The following is a 24,635-nucleotide window of genomic DNA, read 5'->3' on the forward strand; positions in this document are numbered from 1 at the left end:
AGAAGACTTTCGCCACGGTACAGCTGTGAAGTGCGACCCCGCCCGATGTGGCGTAGAACGGAGGCGCGGTTCTGTCTGGCAGAACCCCAAGCCCAGAAAAGCGTATCGGGTGGAGATGATGCAAGGCTGAACCGGAATCTGGCGGCGGGGCGGCGGGTAACGTGCCTGTAAATTGTGCGACCTGTATGAAAAGCGGTCAATCGGAAAAAGCGGAGCTTGTGATGTGGCGGGAGGAAATTTGACAGGCTGTTCGTGCGATCAGGCTTTTCGCGGGTGGTTTGCGCGCGTAGATTGGCGGGTATGACAGAGCCTCGATTCATTCACCTGCGCGTCCATACCGAATATTCGCTGCTTGAGGGGGCTGTGCCCGTCAAGAAGCTGATCAAGATGTGTGACGCGGCCAATATGCCCGCCGTTGCCGTCACCGACACCAATGCGATGTTTTCCGCTTTAGAGTTTTCGGTCAATTCGAAGGGGGCGGGATTGCAGCCTATTCTGGGCTGTCAGGTGTCTGTGGCCTATGATCCGGCGCGACCGGGTGAAAAGATCCGGCTGCCGGCGCCAGTGGTGCTTCTGGCCCAGAACGAGACGGGTTACGAGAACCTGATGGAGCTGTCGACCTGCCTCTATGTGGGCAAGAATGGCGATCTGGTGCAGGTCACCACCGAGCAGCTTGCGGCGCATTCCGAGGGGATCATCTGTCTGAGCGGCGGGGCGCAGGGGCCTGTGGGCAAGTTCTTGCAGAATGGCCAGCCGGATCGGGCGCGGGCGCTGATGGAGCGTCTGGCCGCGATTTATCCCGACCGTCTCTATGTCGAATTGCAGCGTCATCCGGGCGAGGATGGGCGCAATACCGAAGCCGAACGTCTGACCGAGCGCGGCTTTGTCGAAATGGCCTATGAGATGGGTCTGCCGCTGGTGGCCACCAATGATGTCTATTTTCCCAAGGCCGAGATGTATGAGGCGCATGATGCGCTGATCTGCATTGCGGAGGGGGCCTATGTCGACCAGATCGAGCCGCGCCGCCGTTTGACGCCCCAGCATTATTTCAAATCCGAAGCCGAGATGGTGGCGCTGTTTTCCGATCTGCCGGAGGCTTTGGAGAATACCGTCGAGATCGCGCGGCGCTGTGCTTATGGGGCCTCGAAGATTGACCCGATCCTGCCCAAATTCGCCGATGACGAGGTCGAGGAATTGCGCCGTCAGGCGTGGGAGGGCCTGCGCAACCGGCTTGAGGTGATCGAGGCGGCGGCGCCTGTCGAGGACTATGAGGCGCGGCTGAAATTCGAGCTTGGGATCATCGAACAGATGGGATTTCCGGGCTACTTCCTGATTGTGGCCGACTTTATCAAATGGGCGAAGGCGCATGATATTCCGGTGGGGCCGGGGCGGGGGTCGGGGGCAGGTTCGCTTGTGGCCTATGCGCTGACCATCACCGACCTTGATCCCTTGCGCTATTCGCTGCTGTTCGAACGCTTCCTGAACCCCGAGCGGGTCTCGATGCCGGACTTCGATATCGACTTCTGCATGGATCGCCGCGAAGAGGTGATCAAATATGTGCAGCAGAAATACGGGCGCGAGAAGGTGGGCCAGATCATCACCTTCGGTGCGCTTCTGTCCAAGGCCGCCGTGCGCGATGTGGGGCGGGTGTTGCAGATGTCCTTCGGGCAGGTGGACCGGCTTTCCAAGATGATCCCCGTCGAGGGGGTGAAGCCCGTGTCGATCGAGAAGGCGCTGGCCGATGAGCCGCGTCTGCGCGAGGCGGCAAAGAACGAAGAGGTCGTGGCACGGCTGTTGAAATATGCCCAGCAGGTGGAAGGATTGCTGCGCAATGCCTCGACTCACGCGGCAGGGGTGGTGATTGGCGACCGTCCGCTGGACCATCTGGTGCCGCTCTATCAGGATCCGCGATCCGACATGCCGGCGACCCAGTTCAATATGAAATGGGTTGAAAGCGCGGGTCTGGTGAAATTCGACTTTCTGGGTCTGAAGACACTGACCGTCGTGCAATCGGCGATGAACCTGATCTTCAAATCCGGCAGGCCGCTCCATGTGGATGCGCATGGTAACCAGCTTTATGAACCGGCGGCGGGGGGCGAGAACCAGATCAACCTTATCCCGCTGGATGATCAGAAGACCTATGATCTTTACTCCAGCGCGCATACGGTTGCGGTGTTTCAGGTGGAATCCGAGGGGATGAAATCGGCGCTGCGCCAGATGAAGCCCACCTGTATCGAGGATATCGTGGCGCTGGTGGCTTTGTATCGCCCGGGTCCGATGGAGAATATCCCGACCTATTGCGATGTGAAACACGGGCGCAAGCCTCTGGAATCCGTGCATAAGACCATCGACCATATTCTGGCCGAGACCCAAGGCATCATCGTTTATCAGGAACAGGTGATGCAGATCGCGCAGGAGATGGCGGGCTATACGCTGGGCGGGGCCGACCTTCTGCGCCGCGCGATGGGTAAGAAGATCAAGGAGGCGATGGATGCCGAGCGCCCCAAATTTGAATCGGGGGCGGCGAAGAACGGGGTCGATAAGAAGAAAGCCTCGGAGGTGTTCGACCTTCTGGAGAAATTCGCCAATTACGGCTTCAACAAATCCCACGCCGCCGCCTATGCGGTGGTCAGCTATTACACCGCTTGGCTGAAGGCCAACCATCCTGTCGAGTTCATGGGCGGGGTGATGAATTGCGATATCCATCTGACCGAGAAGCTTGCGATCTATGCGCAGGAGGTCAAGAAGGGCTTGGGCGCCGAGATCGTGCCGCCCTGTGTGAACCGCTCTTTGGCGACCTTTGATGTGGTGGACCAGAAGCTGGTCTATGCTTTGGGCGCGCTGAAGAATGTGGGTGTCGAGGCGATGGAGATGATCGTCAGGGCGCGTCAGGTGGACGGGAAGGATAAGCCCTTCCGTGATCTCTTTGATTTCGCCCGCCGTGTCGATCTGAAGCGGGTCGGTAAGCGGCCCTTGGAGATGCTGGCGCGGGCGGGGGCCTTTGACCAGCTGGACCCGAACCGCAAGCGGGTGTTCCAGTCGCTTGACAGTCTGGTGGCATGGTCGGGGGCTGTGATCGAGGCGAAGAATTCGGCGCAGGTGTCCTTGTTTGGCGATGCGGGCGATGATCTGCCGCCGCCGCGCATGGCCGATACCGATGACTGGTTGCCGGGCGAGAAACTGTCCGAGGAGCATAAGGCCATCGGCTTCTATCTCTCGGGCCATCCGCTGGAAGATTATATGCCCGCGCTCAAGCGCAAGAAGGTGATGACGCTGGACGAGATCCACGCCAAGGCGCTTAACGGCCCCTTTGCGGCGAAGATCGCGGGCGAGGTGGCCTCCGTGCGCGAGAAGAAATCGGCCAAGGGCAACCGCTTTGCCTTTGTCGCGCTGTCGGATGCCTCGGGGCCCTATGAGGTGGCCTTCTGGTCCGAGGCGCTGGAGGCGTCGCGCGCGGTTCTGGAAACGGGGCGGCTTCTGGTGCTGAACGTCAAGGTCGAGGTGGATGGCGAGTCGGTGCGTATGGTTGCCGGTTCGGCCAGCCCTGTAGATGCGATGGTTGCCGATGCCGGTGGTACGGGGCTGATGATTCACGTGGAAACACCGGAGGCCGTGCCGTCGATTGCGTCGCTCTTGGGGCGGCTGGAGGAAGAGGGCAAGGTGCGCTCGCGCGGGCCGATCAGTTTCACGGTGTTCGATGCCGAGAAGAACTGTCGCTATGAATTGGCGACGGGGCGCGATTTTCCGGTGAACCCGCAGATCAAAGGGGCGATCCGGTCCTTGCGTGGGGTGTCGATGGTGGAAGAAATCTGAGCCATAAATAAGGCGGGGCCGATTTTAACGGGGCCATCGAGACCCCGTCAAAATCGGTCAGGCCGCGCGCGGCCTTCCGGGCGCGTTATCCACCCGTTTAGCCCCATGTCGGGTGGAAGCGGTTCTTGGCGCTGAGGGTGAAGATCTCGCAGCCATCTGCCGTGACGCCCACGCAATGTTCGAATTGCGCCGAGAGCGATTTGTCGCGGGTGACGGCGGTCCAGTCATCGGCCAGCACTTTGGTGTCGGGGCGGCCCAGATTGACCATCGGCTCGATGGTGAAGATCATGCCTTCTTCCAGCACAGCCCCCGAGCCCGCGCGGCCGTAGTGCAGCACATTTGGCGGGGCGTGGAAGACGCGGCCCACACCGTGGCCGCAGAAGTCGCGCACGACGCTCATGCGGTTGCCTTCGACATATTTCTGGATCGCATGGCCGATATCGCCGAAGGTATTGCCGGGTTTGACCTGATCGATGCCGATCATCAGCGCGTCATAGGTGACCTGGATCAGGCGCTCGGCCTTGCGGGTCAGATTGCCCGCCACATACATGCGCGAGCTGTCGCCGAACCAGCCATCCTTGATGACGGTGATGTCGATGTTCAGGATGTCGCCATCCTTGATCACCTTTTCGCCCGGAATGCCGTGGCAGACCACATGGTTGACCGAGATGCAGGAGGCATGCTGGTAGCCGCGATAGCCGATGGTGGCCGAGGTGGTGCCAAGCTCTTCGACCCGTTTGCGGATGAAGGTTTCCAGATCCATCGTGGTGATGCCGGGGCGGACATGGTCTGCCACCTCGTCGAGGATCTGCGAGGTCACGGCACAGGCGGCTCGGATGCCGTCGAAGTCCTCTTCGGTATTATAGATGCGGATCCCGTCTTTCGTCACGCGGCCTTGGGCTTCATCCACCGGCTTTCTCCTTCATTCGCTTACCCCCTAGTTAATCACAAAAGCGGGCAATGACTAGGGCTTGGGCTTTCCGCCCCTCGCAACCCGGCCTATACCTATGTGCAAAGGAGATAAACCCATGTCCAATCCTACTGCCGCGATCCTGATCATTGGTGACGAAATCCTGTCGGGGCGCACCCGCGAGGGCAATGCCTATTATCTTGCGGGCGAGCTGACCAAGGCGGGGATCGACCTGAAGGAGGTGCGGATTGTTGCGGATGATCAGGACCAGATCGTCAGCGCGATCCATGCGCTGTCAGGGGCCTATGACACGCTGTTTACCTCGGGCGGGATCGGGCCGACCCATGATGACATCACCGCCGATGCGGTGGGGGCGGCCTTTGGCGCGAAGGTGGATGTGCGCGAGGATGCCAAGGCGCTGCTGGCGGCGCATTATGCCGCACGCGGGGCCGAGTTCACGCCCGCGCGGATGCGGATGGCGCGCATCCCCGAAGGGGCGACGCTGATCGACAACCCCGTCTCTGTCGCGCCCGGCTTTACCATCGGCAATGTGCATGTGATGGCGGGCGTGCCCAATGTGTTTCAGGCGATGGTGGCAAGCGTGCTGCCGACGCTTACGGGCGGTGCGCCGGTTCTGTCGCGCAGCCTGCGGGTGCCGCGCCCCGAATCCGAGATTGCCGAGCCGCTGCGCGATCTGGCCCAGACCTATGAGGATCTGTCCTTCGGGTCCTACCCCTTTGTGAGCGATGGGAATTACGGCGTGAACCTTGTGGTGCGCGGGCAGGATGAGGCGCGGCTCGAGGCGGCATTCGCCGCATTGAAGACCGCGTTTCCGGAGGGCGAATGAGCCCGCGTCTCTATGATCTGGTCGATGCGACATGGCCTGCCGCCTCTTATCGCGACGTGGGTGGGTTTACCCTGCGCGAGGGGCGCGGCGCGGGCAATCGGGTCGGTTCGGCCAGCTTGACCCTGCCGCTGGACGAGGCCGATATCGATGCGGCGATCGCAGGGCATCATGCCCTGTCGCAGCCTGCGATCTTTCAGGTCCGCGACGGGCAGGAGCCGCTGGATGCGGCTTTGGCGGCGCGTGGCATGGAAGCCTATGATGAGGTGGTCATTTTGGGGGCGCGGCTGGAAGACCTGCCGCAGGAGGCCGCCGATCTGACGGCGTTCGCGCATTGGCCGCCGCTTGCGATCATGCGCGAGCTCTTCGCACAGGACGGGATCGATGCCGCCCGTCAGGCGGTGATGGCGCGGGCCAAGGGGCCGTCCTGCGTGGTTTTGGGGCGTGCCTGCGACCGTCCCGCCGGAGCGGCCTTTGTGGCCTGCGCGCAGACCGAGGCCATGCTGCATGCGCTGGTTGTCTCGCCCGCGTTCCGTCGTCAGGGGGTGGCACGCAATATCATGGCCGAGGCCGCGTTCTGGGCTGCGCAGAATGGTGCCGAGCGGCTGTCTCTGGTGGTGCGGACGGAAAATTCCGCAGCTCTCGCGCTTTACAACCGGCTCGGGATGCAGCCTCTATGTCGTTACCATTACCGTCGGGAAGTTTTATGATCTGCCTTCGTCCTGCTTGTGCCCTTCTTGCCGTCTTTGGTCTTTGCGCAGGACAGGCATGGGCCGAACCGATCCAGCTCGATCTGCCCGAGGATGCCTCGATCAGCGCCTCTGACAGTAATCCCGCCACCGACTACAGCCTGCTGACCGGCCCGTGGACGGTCAAGTCGCGCGCGCCTTCCCGCGCGCTCGAGGGCACGCGGATCGATACGGCATGGCGTCTGCGTGGCAATCAGCAGACCACCTTGCAAATTCTGGCTCCGCTACGGGCGCAGATCGAGGATGCGGGCTACACGGTGCTGTATGATTGTGCCACGGATGCCTGCGGCGGGTTCGATTTCCGGTATCAGCTGGATCTCCTGCCCGAGCCGGGTATGCATATCGATCTGGGTGATTTCCTGTATCTGGCCGCCCGTAAGGGGCCGGAATATCTGGCATTGACGGTGAGCCGTTCCTCCAATTCCGGTTTTGTGAACCTGACCACGCTAAGCGCGGGCATTGTGGATGCCGCCCGCCCCGATAACCCGTTGCAGATCACCACTGGGGCCAGCACCGGCGCCGAAAAGCGTCCTATCGGAACGTTGTTGCAAACCGAGGGGCACGGCATTCTGGGCGGGCTCGATTTCGATAGCGGCTCGGACAAGCTGAAGCCGGGCAGCTATGACAGTCTTGCGGCGCTGGCCGATTATCTGGCCTCCGCACCCGATGCGACAATCGCTCTGGTGGGGCATACCGATATGGAAGGCGCGCTGGAGGGCAATATCGACCTGTCCAAACGCCGTGCCGCAGCCGTTCGGGCGCGTCTGATCAGTGATTACGGTATCGCCCCCGAACGGATCGACGCCCAAGGCGCAGGCTGGCTGGCACCGATCACCACCAACCTGACGGAAGAGGGACGGCGCGCCAACCGTCGGGTGGAGGTCGTGCTGACCTCGACCCATCTCGACTAGGTTCCGGACCTATGGATATGGTCCGTCGAGTCCGGATCTGATTGATCCGGAGCTCTACATCCTGACGAACGCGTTCTGCCCGACCGAGGCGCAGAACCACGTCGAGGCCCCCCGACGGATCGACAGCCGCCTGATCCGCGCCCTTGTCAGGCCGCGCGACAGGTGGCGGGGCAGGGCGGCAGGCATGTCCGGTTGGAAAACGATGCAGCGGATGGTGTGCCGGAGCACCTCCACGGCATGCGCAAAACCCACCTCCGCGTCCAGCCCGAGGTGGATCTGCTGTGTCAGATGCTCTGGCGCTTACCAGTTGTCGGGGCCGCGATCCTGAAAGGTGTCGACCAGAAAATCCATGAATGCCCGCACTTTGGGCTGCGTATAGCGACCCGGAGGGTAGATCGCATAGATCCCCAGCGGGTCATCCGGCAGATCGGGGAGCGCCTCTTCGACCAGCCCTTTTTTCAAGGCGTCGGCACATAGGAAGGAGGGAAGATAGGCGATGCCCAGACCGCTGATGGCCGCTTGCAGCAATGACTGCCCGTCATTCACGGTCAGCCAGCCCGCCGAACGCACCTGACGGCGCTCGCCCGAAGGGGCGGTGATCTTCCAGACATTTCCGGTGGACTGGTTGGAATAATGCAGAAGTTTGTGATTGTTGAGATCGTCGATCTTCAACGGGCGGCCGTATTTCTGGAAATAACCGGGGGCGGCGATGATTTTCTGCCCGGTTTCCGTCAGCTTGCGCGCCCGCAGGCTGCTGTCTTCCATCTCGCCCAGCCGGATGGCCATATCGAACCCCTCCGAGATCAGTTCGACATAGCGGTTGTTCAGCACCATATTTACGGTGATATCCGGATAGGCACTCAGAAAATTGCCCAGCACCGGCGAGAGCAGATGCACACCGAAATCGGTGGCGACTGAAATCCGCAGCGTGCCCGAAGGCGCAGTCTGCATCGAGGTCACCAGAGCATCGGCTTCGCCCGCATCATTCAGAACCCGTCGCGCGCGGTCGTAATAGGCCATGCCGATCTCGGTGGGCGAGACGCGGCGCGTGGTGCGGTTGAGAAGCCGTGCGCCCAGACGGGTCTCCAAGGCGGATACATGTTTGGACACGGCAGATTTGGAAATCCCCATCTTCTTGGCGGCATCGGTAAAGCCACCTTGGTCCACCACCGTGGCAAAGGCTTCCATTTCTGTCAGACGGTCCATTTGCAGCAACCCTTCAGTCATTTCGTCCTGCAAAAGATCGGTTTGAATTTGGGCTGAAATGGGGCTGCGAATGGACAATACGGGGGAATCGCTAAAATGGTTCCGACCACGGAAACGATCCCTTCGGTCTGCGCCGGTTGGGCGGGGCCGGAGGCGCCATGCGCCGACCGATTTGGCCGGGGCCTCAATGGCGCCGGTCAAATCGGGCCTGGAGGCAGAGGTCTATCCGTCCAGCCCAAGCAGGGCAGGGACCTGTGCCATATCGGTAAACAGCTCGGCCCCCGTGGCCGCCAAGGCCGGATGATCGCCCTGCGGCGCATAGCCCAGACAGCGCATGTCCGCTGCAGCCGCCGCGCGTGCTCCCGCTGGACTGTCCTCGATCACGACGCACTCCGCAGGCGCAACCCCCAGCGCTTCGGCGCAATGCAGATAGAGGTCCGGCGCGGGCTTTGGATGCGCCACATCCTCCTGTCCGGAGAACAACCGCCCCTCCAGCTTGGCCCGTATCTCGGGATGCTGCCCCAATGTGGCGGCCATCTTCACATGCCGACCATTGGACCCCACCGCATAGGAAATGCCCTCGGCATCCAGCCGATCCAGCAGCTCCGGCACCCCCGCCATCAAAGGCGTGCCCGCGCGCAGCCTCTCGCAGAGCACCGCATAATAATGATCCCCCCAATCGGCGGGCAGGGAGGCTCCCATCTCGCGGGCGCGCGCGGCACAGCCCTCGATGGTGCCACCGATAAATATGCGCTCCATCTCATGCAGGGTCAGTTCCAAGCCATGCGCCGTGAACTCCTCTTGCAGCAGATCGAAGGTCATCGGCTCGCTATCCACCAAGACCCCGTCGCAATCGAAGATAACCGCTTTCACCATCATTCCGCCTCCGGCATCAGGGCCAAAGTTACGACCGTATCGCCATATTTGCGCTGGTCGATCTGCTCCAGCGGCGCAGGCACCACAGGCGCCACATTCTCTTCCCAGACCACCATCGCCCCCGGCGCGATCCAGCCGTTTTCCAGACACGACGCAATCGCCTTCTCGCCCAGTCCCATGCCATAGGGCGGATCAAGAAAGATCAGGTCGTAGCCCTCGCCACGGCAGGGCCCCATGCGGGTCGCATCGCGCCGCCAGAGGTCGGTGACCCCCATCGCCCGCATCAGCTCGATATTCTTGCGCAGCAATATCCGCGCAGGCGTGCCCTCATCCACAAAGGCCACACGTTTGGCCCCGCGCGACAGCGCCTCAAGCCCCAAGGCCCCCGTGCCCGCAAACAGGTCCAGCACCCGCGCCTCGGGGATCGGATTGCCATGCGTGCCATTGACCAGCAGGTTGAAAATCGACTCGCGCACGCGGTCCGTTGTGGGGCGCAGATGCCCCTTGGCATCGCCTTCGCCCACATCCGTCAGCTTTAGCCCGCGCTTCTCGCCACCAATAATCCGCATCTTTTACCGCCGCATCAAAGACTTCAAATCTACCGCCGCCTCGACCTCGGCGGGGGTCACATCCGACCCCGCCTCGATCAGGCGCTTGCCCACCATATAGGCCCTTGGCGCATCCAGCGCATCCACCGCAATCAGCTGATCGTCGCGGAAATACCAGAAGCTCTGGCCATCCACGTTCTTCGCGATCACTCGGGTATAGCCGCCATTCCAGCCCGCGATCTGCAGCTTGGAGGCAAACATATCCGACCAGAACCACGGCTTGGGCTGATAGTCCTTGCCCGCGCCCAGCATGTTGCAGGCCACCAGCTCGCCCATATCAATGGCATTGCCCACCGATTCCAGCCGCATCCGCGCGCCGTTCAGGTTGATCTCGGCGCAATCGCCTGCCGACCAGATATGCGGGTCCGAGGTGCGGCCCTGACTGTCGGTCACGATACCATCGCCCAGAACCAGCCCTGCCTCTTCGGCCAGTCGCGTGGCAGGGGTGACACCGATGCCGACCACCACCAGATCGGCGGGTAGAACCGTGCCATCCACCAGCTCGACACTGTCCACCATGCCATCCCCGCGCAGTTCCCGCAGGCTGGTGCCTTCAAGGATCGTCACCCCTTCGGACTGATGCAGCGCGCGCACCGCATCTGCCGTCTCGCGGCAGGCCACGCGGCGCAGGATCCGCTCGGAGGCCTGCACCAGAGTAACCTCCAGCCCCAGCTTGCGCGCCACTGCCGCTGTCTCGAGGCCAATATAGCCGCCGCCGATCACCACCAGACGCTTGCCCGCCACCATCTGCGGCTCTAGCGCGTCGATATCGGCCAGATTGCGGATGGTGAAAAGATTGCCCAGATCGCCGCCCAAGGCAGGGGCGAGGCGTTTCGGGTCGGCCCCTGTGCAGAGCGCCAGCTGGTCATAGCCCAGCACCTCGCCCGCCATACGCACCCGTTTCGCGGCAGGGTCGATGCGATCAACCCGCGTGCCCAGCTTCAGGGTGATGTTCTGCTCGGCCCAGAATTCCGGCGACCTCAGGGTCAGGCGCTCCAGCGGCATCTCGCCCAGCAGATAGGCCTTTGACAGGGGCGGGCGCTGATAGGGCGCCACAGGCTCCTCGCCGATAATCGTCACCGCGCCCTCATAGCCCTCGGTCCGCAGCTTGGCCGCCAGAGAGGCTGCGGCCTGTCCAGCCCCGATGATCACGATACCTGACATTTCTCTTTCCCTCTGGTGCTCTTGCTGCCGAACCCTATAACTTACCGGCAAACATGTGCAACGCGACAGGAGAGCGACATGACGATCAGTGAAGGCGACGTGCTTCCCGGGGCAACCCTTTTGGCGCTTGGCGGCGAAGGCCCGACAACCGTAAGCCTTGGTGACAAGATGAAAGGCCGCAAAGTGGTGATCTTCGGTCTGCCGGGCGCCTTTACCGGCACCTGCACCACCGCCCATGTCCCGAGCTTCATGCGTACCCGCGAGAAATTTGCCGAGAAGGGCGTGGACGAGGTGATCTGCATCACCGTCAACGACCCCTTCGTGGTGGATGCATGGTCGAAATCGACCGGCGCGGGGGCTGCGGGCATCACCATGCTGGCCGATGCGGAAAGCGCCTTCACCAGCGCCATCGGGATGAACTTCTCGGCCCCCGCCATCGGTTTCAAGGACCGCTCGCTGCGCTATGCGATGTATGTCGTGGATGGCGTGGTGAAAGTTCTGCACAAGGAAGAGAACGCAGGCACCTGCGATATCTCGGGCGGCGAGAGCATGCTCGAGGCGATCTGAATTGCCCCATCTTGAAAAGGGCGGGAAATCCCGTCACCAATGGCCCTTCGGGGCCATTTTTCGTGCCGCGCCTAGAGGGTGATCACAATGTTGCATAAACCGCTTGGCCAATCGGGCCTGACTGTTTCTCCCTTCGTCTTTGGCGGCAATGTTCTGGGCTGGACGGCAGATCGCGCGACCTCTTTTGCCATGCTGGACCGGTTGGTGGAGGCGGGGGTGACCTCGATTGATACCGCCGACAGCTATTCCTATTGGGGCGAGGGTATGCAGGGCGGCGAGTCCGAGGCGATGATCGGCGACTGGCTGGCCGCCCGCAAGCGGCGCGACGATGTGGTGATCTATACCAAGGTGGGCAAGCTGTCATGGCGCAAGGGGCTGCGGCGCGAGAATATTCTGGCCGCGATTGACGAGTCGCTGACCCGTCTGCGCACCGATTATATCGACCTCTATTTTGCCCATGCCGATGATGGGGATGTGCCGCAGGAAGAGGTTCTGGAAACGTTCGAGATGCTGCGCGTTCAGGGCAAGATCCGCGCGATGGGCGCGTCGAATTTCGCACCCGACCGTCTGGCCTCGGCGCTGTCTCTGGCGCGGCAGATGAATGTGACGGGGATCAAGGTGGTCCAGCCCGAATACAGCCTTTCGGCGCGCAGCGGATTTGAACAGGACCTGCTGCCGCTGGTGAAGGCGCAGGGCCTCGGGGCCGTGACCTTTTTCACGCTGGCGGCAGGGTTTCTGTCTGGCAAATACCGCAAGCCGGACGATTTCAACGGCATTCCCCGTGCCCGCCATGCGGCGAAATATCTGGATGCGCGGGGTCTGCGCATTCTGGATGCGCTGTCGGAGGTGGCGGATGGCATGGGTGCGCCTATGGCACAGGTGGCCACCGCTTGGGCGATGGCGCGGGAGGGCGTGTCGGCGCCGATCGTCTCGGCCTCGACTATGGCGCAGCTAGAGACCCTTCTGGGCGCGATCGACCTGCAGCTGAATGACGAGGCGATGGCCAAGCTGGAGGCGGCCTCGGATGACTAAGCTGACCACCATCGACAATATCATCAGCGACCGCGGCTCGAAATATGCGGTCTCCGGCGCGCCCTGCGCCTCGGAAGACGAGGCCAAGGCGCTGATCAAGGACCTCTGCCGTACCAAGAAATTCGCCAAGGCCACGCATAACACATGGGGTCTTCTGACGCCCGAGGCGCCGGTGAAAAACGATGATGGCGAGTCGGGCGCGGGCATGGTGATCCTGCGGATGCTGGAACGCGAGGGGCTGGAGAACCATCTGATCGTGGTCACCCGCTGGTATGGCGGCAAACACTTGGGCGGCGACCGTTTCCGCCATGTGCAAGACGCCGTGCGGATCTATATCGAGGACCTGCGGGGGGCGTGATCGCCCCGCCGACCGAGGGGTCGGAACATGCGCATGTTCCGGCAGAGGCGACCCCGCCGGCTATCTGCCGCGCGTTTTCGAGCCTATTGCCTAGTCCAGAAAATCCTCGCTCAGATCGGTGCCCAGATCGGGGCGGGGGTCGGGTTCATCAACCTCGTCCTGACCGGGTTCGCGCTCGGGCAGGGGGGACTGGAACAGCACCTTGCCCTTATGCGGAATGGCATCCAGCGCGCGGGCCAGTTCGTAATCCAGAATGCTGAGACCCTTGCAGGAATGGGTCGAAAGCTCGACATCCACCACGTTATAGACATTGCGCCAGTCGGGGTGGTGGTCCATCTTCTCGGCCAGCAGCGCCGCCTGCGCCATGAAGCCCCAAGCCTGCTCGAAATTCTCGAATTTCCAGACCTTGCGAATGGCGTCCGATTGCTTGGCCGTCCGCCAGCCATTCTCCTGTAGAACCGGCAGAAGAGAGGCGCGTTCGTCTTGGTTCAGCTTGCTTGCCATATCCGGTGATCCCTTTGGAAAGCGGGCAGGAAATTCCCGCCCGCCTGTTGTGTCGCGCCAGTGTAGCCGATTTGCGGCTTACTTCAATTTGTCTTCCTGCGTCACCGCCCCGACACCGGTTTCCGTCCCGTTGTCCAAACCGGAGGAAAGCCGCTTTTGGGGGTTTTGGTCTTTCAGTTTGACCATCTCCAGTTTGTTATCGAACACGATCTCGCGGGTGGGGAAGGGAATGCCGATGCCATTCGCGTCAAATTCCTTTTTGACAAATTCGAACAGCTCCCAGCGGAATTTCCAGTAGACATCGGTATTGCACCACGCGCGGAACAGCAGGTTGATCGAACTGTCGCCCAGCTCTTTCACCCCGATGGTCGGGGCGGGGTCTTTCAGCACGCGCGGGTCTTCGTCGACGATCTTCTGCAGGATCTCCTTGGCCAGTTTGATGTCGCTGTCATAGGAAATGCCGATGGTGAGATCCATCATGCGGGTGGTATTGGCCGAATAATTGGTGATCGAAGACGACCAGATATCCGAGTTCGGGACCACGATCTGGATGCCGTCATAGGTTTTCAGGATGACATAGAACAGCGAGATCTCGGTCACGGTGCCGGATTCGCTGCCCGCTGCGATGTAATCGCCCACGCGGAAGGGGCGGAACATGATGATCATCACCCCCGAGGCCAGCGAGGACAGCGTGCCCTGAAGCGCCAGACCGATGGCCAGACCGGCGGCACCGATCAGAGCGGCCAGCGAGGTGGTCTGGATGCCGAAGCGGTTGAGAATGAAGATGAAGCCGATCGCGAGGATCAGATATTTCGCGATATTGCCCAGAAAGCCGAAAAGCGTGTCATCAAGGCGGCGATGCCGCGCCGCAAGCCGCGAGATACGTCCCTTCGCCCAGCCCGAAATGAACAGGGCGATGATCAGGATCACCAGCGCGGTGAGCACATTGAGCGTGGCCAGAACCACGGCATCGACCCGTTCGGGGGTGATCCATTGGCTTACATCTGTCAGGTTTTGCAGGTTCAGCTCGTCCATGCGTCTTCGGTCCTTTATCTATCTGTGCGCGGCATTGGTTTATGCAGGCCTTCTGCGCGGCGGATAGAGGCAGGCCAAGCAGACTTCAACCCTTGCTCCGGAAGGGCCCCATCTCGGTCATGACCTCGACATCCTCGTCGATTGCCGCGCGTTCAGCCTCCAGATAGTCCGAAATTGCGTGGCGCAAACCCGGGTGGGTGATCCAATGCGCCGAATGGGTGATATGGGGCAGATATCCGCGCGCCAGTTTGTGTTCGCCCTGCGCGCCCGCTTCCACGCGCGCCAGCCCGTGGGCCAGCGCGTAATCCACCGCCTGATGGTAGCATAGCTCGAAATGCAGATAGGGGTGATCCTCGATACATCCCCAATAGCGGCCATAGAGACAATCGCGCCCGATCAGATTAAGCGCGCCCGCAATGGGGCGGCCTTCGCGCAGCGCCAGCACCAGAAGCACATCCTCGCGCATCTCGTGCAGCGCGTCGAAAAAGGCCCGCGTCAGATAGGGGCTGCCCCATTTGCGCGCGCCTGTGTCCTGATAGAAGGTCCAGAAGGCGTCCCAATGCTCCGGGCGGATGTCATCGCCTGTCAGCTGCCGGATCTCGCCGCCAAAGCCCTGAGCGCGGGTGCGTTCCTTTTTCAGCGCCTTGCGTTTGCGCGAGGACAGCTGCGCAAGGAAAGCGTCGAAATCGGCATAGCCCTGATTGTAGAAATGGAATTGCTGGCCGTGGCGGTGCAGATAGCCCGCGCCCTCGGCCAGATCGGCCTCATCTTCAAGGCAGAAGGTCATATGAACCGAGGACAGCCCGTTATTTTCCGCCACCTGCGCCATGCCCGCCAGAAGGGTGGCGCGGCCTGTCTCGGCGTGATCTGGTGCGGTTAACAGCCGCCTGCCCGTGCAGGGCGTGAAGGGCACCGCGCATTGCAGCTTGGGGTAATACTGCCCGCCCGCGCGCTCAAAAGCATCCGCCCAGCCGTGGTCAAAGACATATTCGCCCTGACTATGGGATTTGACGTAAAGCGGCGCCACGCCCAGAACCGATCCGCCCGCGCGGGCCACAATGGGGCGCGGGTCCCAGCCGGTGCCGCGCCCGACCGACCCCGAGGCCTCAAGCGCCGAAAGGAAGCGATGCGTGGTGAAAGGGTCATAAGCGCGCCCGCCATCGCGGGTTTCAGGGCAGGCGCAGCTATCCCACAAAGCGGGGTCGATGGCCGAGACGCCCTCGGCCAGTTCCAGTTCAATCTGATCGGTCATCGCAGGCTCCTGTCGGAGCCGATGATGACCGGATCACGCTGCAGGTCAAGCGTCGGGCAGGGCCGAGGCATAGCCTTCGAAGGTCACGTTTTCGGCAATCTCGCGGGCCTTGGCTTCCTCTGCTCCGCTGCGGATCGTCCAGCACAGGATATGCGCGCCCTCGGCCTTCAGGGCAGCAACCCGCGCCATGCCGAGGTCTTTCCAGTGGTGCGAGATAAAGCAGGCCCCCACACGGTCATAATCGGCGATCCCGCGCAAGCGGGCGCGCTGGTCCTCGCTCAGGGTGGGGAAATCTTCGGCCGACCATTCGGCATAGGTGGTCAGCCCGACCGCCACAGCGGGGGCTGCCGCATGGAACAGGGCGATGGAGGCGGGGTTGAACCCCATCACGGCGACCGGCCCCTGATACCCCGCAAGCGCCTCTGCAGCGGCCTGTTCCAGCGGGCCAAGCCCCGCCCCGTCGGGGTCATCCTGATTTTTGATCTCGACCAGAAGCGGCACCTGTCCTGCCACCAGATCCAGCACTTCGGCAAATGTCGGGATGCCCTCATCGGCATCACGCAGACAGATGGCCTGCAACTCGGCGGCACTGCGGGCATGCAGCGGGCCGGTCGCGTCGGTCAGGCGGTCCAGAGAATAGTCATGGAAGACCATCGCCACGCCATCTGCCGAAAGCTGCAGGTCGATCTCTATGCCATAGCCCGCCGCGATGGCGGCACGAATGGCAGCCAGGCTGTTTTCGGGGCGGCCCTTCGCGCGGTCATGAAAGGCCCGATGCGCGATGGGCAGGCTGAGGAAGCGCGGGTCAAGCATCTGCGATCTCGAAGACGGCGTCGATCTCTACGGCCACACCCAGCGGCAGGGCGGGCGTGGCGACCGCCGAACGGGCGTGGCGGCCCGCATCACCGAAGACCTCGACCATCAGGTCGGAGCAGCCATTCACCACTTTGGGTTGGTCGATGAACTCTGCGGTGGAATTGACGAAACCGCCGAGTTTGACCACGCGGGTGATGCGGTCCAGATCGCCAAGCGCGGCTTTCGCCTGCGCAATCAGCGCCAGCCCGCACAGGCGCGCGGCGGCAGCGCCTTCGGCCACATCCATCGTTTCGCCCAGACGGCCCGTGACCAGACCTTCGGCGCTGGCCGAGATCTGTCCCGAGACATAAAGCTGGTTTCCGGTGATCACATAGGGCACGTAATTCGCTGCAGGCGCGGGGGCGGCGGGCAGGGTGATGTTCAGGTCGGACAGGCGGGTTTCGATTTTCGACATGGGGTCCTCATGATGCGCGCAAAAAGCGTGCACCGGACGCTAGGCGCGCATGGATGCGGGCGCAAGGGGAATGCACCCGCCGCGCGCCCTTTCATGGACCTGTCATGCAGGCAGGGGCTTACCAGTCGATGAAATGCTCGAAATCGCGGGTGACGGCCTTCCACAGGTCCAGCGAGACATCGAAATTCTTCTCGTTCACGCCGTCGCCATCCAGATTGATGTCCATCTCGAGGAAGGGGTCGCCCTCGTCATCAAGATAGGCACGTCCGAAGCGGTTATTGCGGTTCCATTCGTTGATCATGGTCGCGCTCATCGGCTGGTCCAGATCGTAGCCGGTCGAGAACTGGATGGTCCGGCAGTTGGTATTGCCACGGCAGCCGTAGAAATAGACCGAGAAATGCGTGCCGTTGATCCGGCTGTCCAGCATCGGATCACCCGAGTCATCCGTGCCCTGCGTGACCGGCAGGCCATATGCTTCGAGGAAGGCGGAAACCGTGCTGGGTTTGGCCGTGACCGCCGCGGCCTGAACCGTCGCGGCGCTGGCCAGAAGGCCCATACAGGCAAGAGGAAGAAGAAACTGTTTCATGTGGGTCCTTATGGTCCGTCTCAGGCGACCATTGCTTCGGCTTTTTTCAGATCGACCGATACCAGCTGGCTTACACCCTGTTCCTGCATTGTCACACCGAAAAGACGGTCCATGCGGCTCATGGTCACGGCATGGTGGGTGATGATCAGAAAGCGGGTATCGGTGCGGCGGGTCATCTCGTCCAAGAGGTCGCAGAAGCGGGTGACATTGGCGTCATCCAGCGGCGCATCGACCTCGTCGAGCACACAGATCGGCGCGGGGTTCGCCATGAAGACGGCAAAGATCAGCGCCATCGCGGTCAGTGTCTGCTCGCCCCCCGACAGAAGCGACAGCGTCGACAGCTTCTTGCCCGGCGGCTGGCACATGATCTCAAGGCCCGCTTCCAGCGGGTCGTCGGATTCCACCAGCGCCAGACGGGCATCGCCGCCCGAGAAGAGGTGGGTGAACAGCTGACGGAAGTTCTGGTTGACCTGCTCGAAAGCGGCCAGCAGACGCTCGCGCCCCTCGCGGTTCAGCCCGTTGATCCCGCCGCGCAGCTTGGCGATGGCATCCTCCAGATCGCCCTTCTCGGTGAACAGCGTGTCATGTTCTTCCTGAATGCTTCGCGCGTCTTCCTCGGCACGCAGGTTGACCGCCCCCAAAGCATCGCGGTCACGTTTCAGATCGGCCACCGCCTTTTCCAGCTTGGAGATGGTGGGCATATCCTCGGGCGCGATCTCCAGTGATTTCAGCAGGCTCTCGGGGGCCAGATCCATCTCGTCGCTGATCCAGTCCACCGCCAGAGTCAGCGCCTCACGCGCCGATTCCACGCGGGTTTCGGCCCGCGCCCGCGCTTCGCGGATTTCCGAGGCCTGTTTTTCCGTCTCGCGTTCGACGGTCTGGGCGGTGCGCAGGCGGGTTTCGGCATCCTGTAGCGCAGTCGAGGCCTTGGATTTGCGCGCCTCTGCCTCCTGGATCTGTTCGCGCAGCTCGTCGCGGCGTTCGTTAAGCTCTTCGGGCAGGGCCATAGCCTCTTCCAGCTCTTCCAGCGCCTCGGCGCGGCGGTCGGCCAGTTCGGCGCCATGACGTTCGGCGGTGGCAAGGCGGGTCTTCCAGCCCGCAAGCTGCTCGGTGATTTCCGTCTGGCGGCGCGCGCGGGCCTCGCCTTCGCGGCGGACCTCATCCTGAGCCGAGCGCCGCGTGAGCATGGTCATCCGCGCGGCCTCGACCGTGATTTTCACCTGATCCACCTCTTGGCGAGCCTTGGACAAAGCGGGCAGGGCGTTGATCGCGGCCTGCGCTTCCGCAAGCGCCTCACGGGCGGCGCGGGATTCCTCGCCATGGCGGCCCTCGGCCTGACGTGCGGCTTCAAGGCGGCCTTCGGTGACCGAGCGGTCGGCTTCGGCCTTCGACATCTGGCGCTGCGCCTCGCCCATGCGGCGGTCGGCTTCGCGGCGGGCGTCGCGCGCACGGGTATAGGCCAGATTGGCATCGGCCAGCTTCTGCTTGAGTTGTTCATGGTTGCGCACGGCGGATTGGGCGGCGGCCTCGGCTTCGGCCAGATCGGCGCGCAGATCGCTCAGGCGGTTTTGCTGGCGCAGACGTTGCGCGGCGGCAGAGGGCGCATCCTCGGTCCCTGCACGCAGCCCGTCCCAGCGCCAGAGGTCGCCCGCAAGCGTCACGATCCGCTGGCCGGGGCGCAGGTCCTGATGCAGGCGGTCGCCCTGATCCCATGTCTCCACCACGCCGATCTGCGACAGACGGCGGGCCAGAGCCTCGGGCGCCTGCACGTAATCGGCCAGCAAGGGGACGCCCGCGGGAAGGGCGGGGGCATCGCCAAGGGGCGGCAGGGTCAGCCAGCCCGAACCCGCATTGCCCGCCGCCTCGGGCGCATTGAGGTCATCGGAAAGTGCCGCCCCCAAAGCCGCCTCATAACCCTTGGAAACCGTAATGCTGTCAAGGATCTGCGGCCCCGACATGGCCTCGCGGTCCAAAAGGCGCGTCAGGGCGCTGACCTCGGATTTCAGCGCGGTGATCACCCCTTCGGCCTCGGCGCGGGCCTCGCGGGCCTCGCCTTCGCGGGTCTCAAGGGTGGCGCGCAGGTCCTCGGCCCCATGCAGCGCCTCTTCGGCCTGATCGGCCATATCGGTGGCCTCGGAGGCAGCCTCGCGGGCGGCCTCCATCCGGTCATTGACCTCGGCCAGCGCCTCCTCGGCCTCGGCGGCATTGACGCGGGCGGCGGCGGCTGCGCGGTCGAAACGCTCGGTTGCGGCCTGACTATCGGACAGCTGGCGTTCGGCAGACTGGTGGCGGGCGGCCAGCTGGGCCACATCGCCCGTCAGCTGGTCGAGGATCTCTTCGCGGTCACGGGCGATGTCGGCGGCTTCGGCCGCGGCCTCTTCGGCAGCGGTCAGCGCATCCTCATGGCCCGCGCTGTCACGGGTGATCTGGCGCAACTCGTATTCCAGCCGTTCCAGGGTCTCGCCCGCATCGCGGTTCAGGCCGGTCTCGCGCTCCATATCGCGGTCGATCTGGGCAATCCGGCCCTTGAGCATCTCGATCTGGGTGCGGGCCTGCGCTTCCTGCTGCGACAGCTGGTCCTGCGACAGAACAAGCCTTTGCAGAATGGCGGTGGCAACCGTGTCTTCCTCGCGCAGGGGCGGCAGGATTTCTTCGAGATTGGCGCGCAGCTCGGCGCTGTCACGCGCGGCGCGCTCGGCCACACCCGCATTGGCGATGATGGCGCTGAGGGCCTTTTCGGCCTCTTGGCGGGTCTCATCGGCCTCAAGCCAGCGCCGATAGAGCAGCATCCCCTCGGAGCGGCGTAGCTCCTCGCCGATCTGGCGGTACTTCGCGGCCTGACGCGCCTGACGGGCAAGGCTGTTCAGCTGCGAGGCCAGCTGGTCGATCACATCATCGACGCGCTCCAGATTGGCCTCGGTGGCCTTCAGCCGCAGCTCTGCCTCATGGCGGCGCTGATAAAGGCCGGAAATCCCTGCGGCCTCTTCCAGAATGCGGCGGCGGGCTTTCGGTTTGGCGTTGATCAGCTCGTTGATCTGGCCCTGACGTACAAGTGCGGGCGAATGCGCCCCCGTCGAGGCATCGGCAAAGAGCATCTGCACATCGCGGGCGCGCACATCCTTGGTATTGACCTTATAGGCCGAGCCCACATCGCGGGTGATGCGGCGGGTGATTTCCAGAAGATCGCTGTCGTTAAAGCCCGAGGGCGCGAGGCGTTCCTCGTTGTCGATCTGCAGGACAACCTCGGCAAAGTTACGTGCCCCGCGCGAGGAAGTGCCTGCAAAGATCACATCCTCCATGCCACCGCCGCGCATCGCCGAGGGGCGGTTTTCCCCCATCACCCAGCGCAGCGCCTCAAGCAGGTTCGACTTGCCGCAGCCATTGGGGCCGACAACCCCCGTCAGCCCGTCCTGAATGACCAGATCGGTGGGGTCGACGAAGCTTTTGAAGCCGTTGAGACGCAAGCGGGTGAAACGCAAGGGCACCATTCCTTCTACAGGATGCGCGAAGCGCGCAGATATCTTGGCCCCCGAGGGCACCGGATAAGGCCGCCTTTTCCCAGCCGATCTGTCATGTGTCAATTCAAAGACACAGTCGCGCGCGGGGAAAGGCCGATTTATCCCCAGATTATCGCATTTATCGCAAGTCTGTGTATTGCTTCGGAGGTCATTGCCTTGTGGAGCGTTGGTCACAGTGCCATAGCTGACGCATCGGGAGGACATCTTTTTACGGTTTCGGGTACCGGAGGGATCATGGTCGCTGCCTTTGCTTTCATCTTGTTATTCCAGCTTCTGGGCGAGGTCATCTCGCGCGGGGTGGGGCTACCTTTGCCGGGACCGGTTCTGGGCATGATCTTCATGCTGCTGGGGCTGTTTGCCTCGGCACGGCTGCGCGCGTTGGTGCAGCCGACGGCCAAGGGGCTGCTGTCGCATCTGTCGCTTCTCTTCGTGCCGGTCGGGGTGGGGGTGGTGGCGCATCTTCACACGCTGACAAGCCACGGGCTTGCGCTGGGGCTGTCGCTGTTCGGGTCGACCGCGCTGGCGCTGATGGCGGGGGCTGCGGCCTTTGCCATTACGCTGCGCCTCACCAAGGGAGGGCGCGGCAAATGAGGGATGCTTTCACGATCTGGTCCTATCTCGCCTCGCAGCCGCTTCTGTGGCTTTGTGCGACGCTTTTTGCCTATTGGGCGGGAGATGCGATTTTCCGTGCGTCGGGGCGGAAGCCCTGGGCCAATCCGGTTGCCCTTGCGGTGCTGTTTCTGGGGGTGCTGCTGACGCTGACCAACACGCCCTATGACCAGTATTTCGAGGGCGCGCAATTCGTGCATTTCATGCTGGGTCCGGCGACGGTCTGCCTCGCGGTGCCGCTTTATGCCAATCGCGGCGAGATCAAGCGGACATGGCTGCCGATCACGGTGGGGCTTGTGGTTGGCAGTGCCACGGCGGTGATCTCTGCGCTGAGTATTGCCTGGGCATTGGGGGCCGATCACAGCCTGCTGGCCACGCTGGCACCGAAATCGGCCACCGCGCCTGTGGCAATCGGCATCAGCGAGAGCCTCGGAGGCGAGCCGACGCTGACGGCGGCGCTGGTGCTGCTGACGGGGATGATCGGGGCGATTATCGTGTCGCCTTTGCTGAACCTGATCGGCGTGCGCGACTGGCGCGCGCGGGGGCTTGCGACAGGGGTTGCGGCCCACGGGATCGGCACAGCGCGGGCCTTTCAGGTGCATGAGCAGGCGGGGGCATTTGCCTCGATCGGGATGGGGCTGAATGCGATCCTGACCGCGATCATCGCGCCATTGGTGATGGGCTGGTTTTTCTGAACCAAGCGGCGCGCCGACCCTGCGGGCCGGCGCAAGAGTTTCTTACGGCGCAGGCCTTTGGAGGGCCTGCGCGGCACCTTTGGCCGCTGTTTGCGCGTTATTTCGACGGTTTGAACGGGGCCATGCCGGAGCGGGCCAATTCGTCGGCGCGTTCGTTTTCGGGGTGGCCTGCATGGCCCTTGATCCATTCCCATGTGACATCATGGCGGGCTTGGGCCTCATCCAGCCTTTGCCAGAGGTCGACGTTTTTCACGGGCTTTTTGGCGGCGGTTTTCCAGCCGTTGCGTTTCCACCCAAAGATCCAGCCGGTGACGCCGTTTTTGACATAGGCGCTATCGGTGACGATGGTGATTTTTGATGGCCGTGCAAGGGTTTCCAGCGCCGAGATGGCCGCCAGAAGTTCCATGCGGTTATTGGTGGTGTCCGCTTCGCCGCCTTCGAGTGTGCGTTCCTTGACCACGGTCTCGCCGTCTTTGGCCAGAAGCAGGACCCCCCAGCCACCGGGGCCGGGATTGCCGGAGCAGGCTCCGTCGGTATAGGCGAATAGATCGGGCATGGGGGTCTCCTTTGCGGCCTGTGATAGCGGCAAGGGCTATTGTGGTCCAGAGGCTCAGGGGATCAGCGCGTAGAGGCAGGCGAGGATCAGGAGGCTTTCGCCCAGACGCAGGCGGGCCCACCATTCGGGGCGGCGGTTTTTCAGGATCAGGTCGAGGATGAGTGTGACCAGATGCGTGGCAAAGAGACTTTGCATGACCGGCAGCCCTGCGCGGATTGCCGCGATTGTGGCGAAGAAGGGCAGGGTATGGGCCAGCAGGAGCGATGTGCTGGCCTGCATCTTTTGGGCTGCGCGAAAGGCCCAGAGCGCCAGCAGGATCAGCGCCCAGAAGGCGGCGAGGTCACGCGGGGTGATGGTGATGGGCAGGGTGAGCTGCCCGTCGCGTGTGGCGATCACGGCCCAGACCAGCGGCAGGCAGGCAAGCGCCGTGACTGCCAGTGCCCTGCGCGGGATGGAGGGGCGACCGGAGTGGCTGCGCGAGGCCCGCATCAGGCGGTTTCGCGCAACACGCGGGGGACCTTGAATTCCACCCGTTCCTGCGCGGTTTCTACCTGTTCGACGGTGACATCATAGCGGTCGCGGAAGGCGTCGATGACCTCGTTGATCAGCACCTCGGGGGCCGAGGCCCCTGCGGTGATGCCGATGGAGGAGATGCCTTCGAGTGCGCGCCAGTCGATATCGGTGGCACGTTGGACAAGCTGGCTGTAGCTGCAGCCCTCGGAGGAGCCGACCTCGACCAGACGGCGCGAGTTCGAGGAATTGGGCGCGCCGATCACCAGAAGCGCGTCGATTTTCGGCGCGATGGCTTTGACGGCGGCCTGACGGTTGGTGGTGGCGTAGCAGATGTCTTCCTTGGCGGGGCCGACGATCTTGGGGAAGCGTTTTTGCAGGGCCGCCACGATGCCTGCGGTGTCATCCACCGAGAGCGTGGTCTGGGTGATGAAGGCCAGTGCCTCGGGGTCGCGGGGGCTGAGGTGGGGGACATCGGCTTCGGTCTCGACCAGAAGGACCTCGCCCTCGGGGAGCTGGCCCATGGTGCCCAGAACCTCGGGGTGGCCGGCGTGGCCGATCATGATCATCTGGAGGCCGGCTGCGTGGTGACGCTCGGCCTCGATATGGACCTTGGAGACCAGCGGGCAGGTGGCATCGACATAGACCATCTCGCGGCGGGCGGCCTCGGCGGGGACAGCTTTGGGGACGCCATGGGCCGAGAAGATCACGGGGCGGTCATCGGGGCATTCGTCGAGTTCCTCGACAAAGACCGCGCCCTTGTCGCGCAGGCTGTCGACGACGAATTTATTATGGACGATCTCATGGCGGACATAGACCGGCGCGCCCCATTTTTCCAAGGCCATTTCCACGATCTTGATGGCGCGGTCCACGCCTGCGCAGAAGCCACGGGGGGCTGCGAGATAGAGGTTGAGCGGCTGTTTCATGGGGGATGTCCTTTGGCCCGATGGCGTGAAGGTAGGCAGGATGGGGGTCTGTGCCAAGGGGGGGGCGGATTTCGGGGGCATCGAGCCCCCGTTCTTCCGCTGTCAGGGGCCGGTGCGGCCCCCGACGGGTAGGCGA

At 63.0% G+C, this 24,635-nt stretch carries 25 protein-coding genes; 9 read left to right on the top strand and 16 right to left on the bottom strand.

The genetic code is table 11. The features are described from left to right. The first annotated feature begins 300 nt into the window (after nt 1–300). Nucleotides 301–3,813 carry a DNA polymerase III subunit alpha gene (gene dnaE / locus RPE78_RS08495; RefSeq protein WP_406720288.1) on the top strand — a complete coding sequence of 1,171 codons (3,513 nt, stop codon included), beginning with the start codon at nt 301–303 and terminating at the stop codon, nt 3,811–3,813. Nucleotides 3,814–3,910: 97 nt separating this feature from the next. Here the strand turns inward: dnaE and map are convergent, their stop codons facing one another. Next, the gene (gene map / locus RPE78_RS08500; RefSeq protein ID WP_406720289.1) at nt 3,911–4,723 is read right to left on the bottom strand and encodes a type I methionyl aminopeptidase; all 813 of its coding nucleotides are present in this window, start codon (nt 4,721–4,723) and stop codon (nt 3,911–3,913) included. Nucleotides 4,724–4,841: 118 nt separating this feature from the next. Between map and RPE78_RS08505 the strand changes: the two genes are divergently transcribed. The 3 genes from RPE78_RS08505 to RPE78_RS08515 are packed head-to-tail and all read left to right on the top strand — an operon-like array spanning nt 4,842 to nt 7,227. Next, nucleotides 4,842–5,570 (top strand): competence/damage-inducible protein A, encoded by a 729-nt coding sequence (locus RPE78_RS08505; protein ID WP_406720290.1) that lies wholly within the window; start codon nt 4,842–4,844, stop codon nt 5,568–5,570. Continuing rightward, complete coding sequence (locus RPE78_RS08510; protein WP_406720291.1) at nt 5,567–6,277, top strand: GNAT family N-acetyltransferase; 711 nt, start codon at nt 5,567–5,569, stop codon at nt 6,275–6,277. Before RPE78_RS08505 ends, RPE78_RS08510 begins: the two co-directional genes overlap by 4 nt. Then, nucleotides 6,274–7,227 (top strand): OmpA family protein, encoded by a 954-nt coding sequence (locus tag RPE78_RS08515; RefSeq protein WP_406720292.1) that lies wholly within the window; start codon nt 6,274–6,276, stop codon nt 7,225–7,227. The genes RPE78_RS08510 and RPE78_RS08515 overlap by 4 nt, the downstream gene beginning before the upstream one ends. A gap of 54 nt (nt 7,228–7,281) precedes the next feature. On the opposite strand, the gene RPE78_RS08520 is transcribed toward RPE78_RS08515, so the two are convergent. From RPE78_RS08520 to RPE78_RS08540, 5 genes are all read right to left on the bottom strand, one after another. Continuing rightward, the gene (locus RPE78_RS08520; protein WP_406720293.1) at nt 7,282–7,479 is read right to left on the bottom strand and encodes a hypothetical protein; all 198 of its coding nucleotides are present in this window, start codon (nt 7,477–7,479) and stop codon (nt 7,282–7,284) included. Between the two features lie 48 nt (nt 7,480–7,527). After that, nucleotides 7,528–8,433, bottom strand: a complete 906-nt coding sequence (locus RPE78_RS08525; protein WP_339109077.1) for a LysR family transcriptional regulator — start codon at nt 8,431–8,433, stop codon at nt 7,528–7,530. Between the two features lie 222 nt (nt 8,434–8,655). Further along, nucleotides 8,656–9,309, bottom strand: a complete 654-nt coding sequence (locus RPE78_RS08530; RefSeq protein ID WP_406721639.1) for an HAD family hydrolase — start codon at nt 9,307–9,309, stop codon at nt 8,656–8,658. Further along, nucleotides 9,309–9,878 carry a 16S rRNA (guanine(966)-N(2))-methyltransferase RsmD gene (gene rsmD, locus RPE78_RS08535; RefSeq protein WP_406720294.1) on the bottom strand — a complete coding sequence of 190 codons (570 nt, stop codon included), beginning with the start codon at nt 9,876–9,878 and terminating at the stop codon, nt 9,309–9,311. Before rsmD ends, RPE78_RS08530 begins: the two co-directional genes overlap by 1 nt. A 3-nt stretch (nt 9,879–9,881) precedes the next feature. Beyond that, on the bottom strand, nt 9,882–11,081 hold the full coding sequence (locus RPE78_RS08540; RefSeq protein ID WP_406720295.1) for an NAD(P)/FAD-dependent oxidoreductase: 1,200 nt from the start codon (nt 11,079–11,081) through the stop codon (nt 9,882–9,884). A gap of 78 nt (nt 11,082–11,159) precedes the next feature. Between RPE78_RS08540 and RPE78_RS08545 the strand changes: the two genes are divergently transcribed. The 3 genes from RPE78_RS08545 to RPE78_RS08555 all read left to right on the top strand — a co-directional run bounded on the left by RPE78_RS08545 (nt 11,160) and on the right by RPE78_RS08555 (nt 13,038). Next, nucleotides 11,160–11,648 carry a peroxiredoxin gene (locus RPE78_RS08545; protein ID WP_339109081.1) on the top strand — a complete coding sequence of 163 codons (489 nt, stop codon included), beginning with the start codon at nt 11,160–11,162 and terminating at the stop codon, nt 11,646–11,648. Nucleotides 11,649–11,735: 87 nt separating this feature from the next. Next, the gene (locus tag RPE78_RS08550; RefSeq protein ID WP_406720296.1) at nt 11,736–12,680 is read left to right on the top strand and encodes an aldo/keto reductase; all 945 of its coding nucleotides are present in this window, start codon (nt 11,736–11,738) and stop codon (nt 12,678–12,680) included. Next, a complete protein-coding gene (locus RPE78_RS08555) occupies nt 12,673–13,038 on the top strand; it encodes a YigZ family protein (protein ID WP_406720297.1) in 366 nt (121 codons plus the stop codon). Before RPE78_RS08550 ends, RPE78_RS08555 begins: the two co-directional genes overlap by 8 nt. 90 nt (nt 13,039–13,128) lie before the next feature. Here the strand turns inward: RPE78_RS08555 and RPE78_RS08560 are convergent, their stop codons facing one another. From RPE78_RS08560 to smc, 7 genes are all read right to left on the bottom strand, one after another. Next, nucleotides 13,129–13,542, bottom strand: coding sequence for a 4a-hydroxytetrahydrobiopterin dehydratase (locus tag RPE78_RS08560; protein ID WP_339109083.1), 414 nt, complete (start codon nt 13,540–13,542; stop codon nt 13,129–13,131). Nucleotides 13,543–13,620: 78 nt separating this feature from the next. After that, nucleotides 13,621–14,577: a mechanosensitive ion channel family protein gene (locus RPE78_RS08565; RefSeq protein WP_406720298.1), complete on the bottom strand. Its 957-nt coding sequence runs from the start codon at nt 14,575–14,577 to the stop codon at nt 13,621–13,623. Nucleotides 14,578–14,662: 85 nt separating this feature from the next. After that, on the bottom strand, nt 14,663–15,829 hold the full coding sequence (locus RPE78_RS08570; protein WP_406720299.1) for a GNAT family N-acetyltransferase: 1,167 nt from the start codon (nt 15,827–15,829) through the stop codon (nt 14,663–14,665). 45 nt (nt 15,830–15,874) lie between these two features. Then, nucleotides 15,875–16,642: a glycerophosphodiester phosphodiesterase family protein gene (locus RPE78_RS08575; RefSeq protein ID WP_406720300.1), complete on the bottom strand. Its 768-nt coding sequence runs from the start codon at nt 16,640–16,642 to the stop codon at nt 15,875–15,877. Further along, nucleotides 16,635–17,099: a RidA family protein gene (locus RPE78_RS08580; RefSeq protein WP_339109087.1), complete on the bottom strand. Its 465-nt coding sequence runs from the start codon at nt 17,097–17,099 to the stop codon at nt 16,635–16,637. The genes RPE78_RS08575 and RPE78_RS08580 overlap by 8 nt, the downstream gene beginning before the upstream one ends. A gap of 118 nt (nt 17,100–17,217) precedes the next feature. Further along, on the bottom strand, nt 17,218–17,685 hold the full coding sequence (locus tag RPE78_RS08585) for a YbjN domain-containing protein (protein WP_339109088.1): 468 nt from the start codon (nt 17,683–17,685) through the stop codon (nt 17,218–17,220). A gap of 20 nt (nt 17,686–17,705) precedes the next feature. After that, nucleotides 17,706–21,164 (bottom strand): chromosome segregation protein SMC, encoded by a 3,459-nt coding sequence (smc, locus tag RPE78_RS08590; RefSeq protein ID WP_406720301.1) that lies wholly within the window; start codon nt 21,162–21,164, stop codon nt 17,706–17,708. Nucleotides 21,165–21,437: 273 nt separating this feature from the next. Between smc and RPE78_RS08595 the strand changes: the two genes are divergently transcribed. Both RPE78_RS08595 and RPE78_RS08600 read left to right on the top strand, forming a co-directional pair. After that, nucleotides 21,438–21,794, top strand: coding sequence for a CidA/LrgA family protein (locus RPE78_RS08595; protein WP_339109090.1), 357 nt, complete (start codon nt 21,438–21,440; stop codon nt 21,792–21,794). Continuing rightward, complete coding sequence (locus RPE78_RS08600; RefSeq protein WP_339109091.1) at nt 21,791–22,507, top strand: LrgB family protein; 717 nt, start codon at nt 21,791–21,793, stop codon at nt 22,505–22,507. The genes RPE78_RS08595 and RPE78_RS08600 overlap by 4 nt, the downstream gene beginning before the upstream one ends. A 97-nt stretch (nt 22,508–22,604) precedes the next feature. Here RPE78_RS08600 and rnhA read toward each other — a convergent pair whose 3' ends face one another. The 3 genes from rnhA to ispH are packed head-to-tail and all read right to left on the bottom strand — an operon-like array spanning nt 22,605 to nt 24,499. Then, on the bottom strand, nt 22,605–23,063 hold the full coding sequence (rnhA, locus tag RPE78_RS08605; RefSeq protein ID WP_406720302.1) for a ribonuclease HI: 459 nt from the start codon (nt 23,061–23,063) through the stop codon (nt 22,605–22,607). Between the two features lie 54 nt (nt 23,064–23,117). Beyond that, complete coding sequence (locus RPE78_RS08610) at nt 23,118–23,552, bottom strand: hypothetical protein (protein ID WP_406720303.1); 435 nt, start codon at nt 23,550–23,552, stop codon at nt 23,118–23,120. Further along, nucleotides 23,552–24,499: a 4-hydroxy-3-methylbut-2-enyl diphosphate reductase gene (gene ispH / locus RPE78_RS08615; RefSeq protein WP_406720304.1), complete on the bottom strand. Its 948-nt coding sequence runs from the start codon at nt 24,497–24,499 to the stop codon at nt 23,552–23,554. Before ispH ends, RPE78_RS08610 begins: the two co-directional genes overlap by 1 nt. Nucleotides 24,500–24,635: the final 136 nt, after the last annotated feature.

The organism is Thioclava litoralis (assembly GCF_045278885.1).
Lineage (GTDB): Bacteria > Pseudomonadota > Alphaproteobacteria > Rhodobacterales > Rhodobacteraceae > Thioclava > Thioclava litoralis.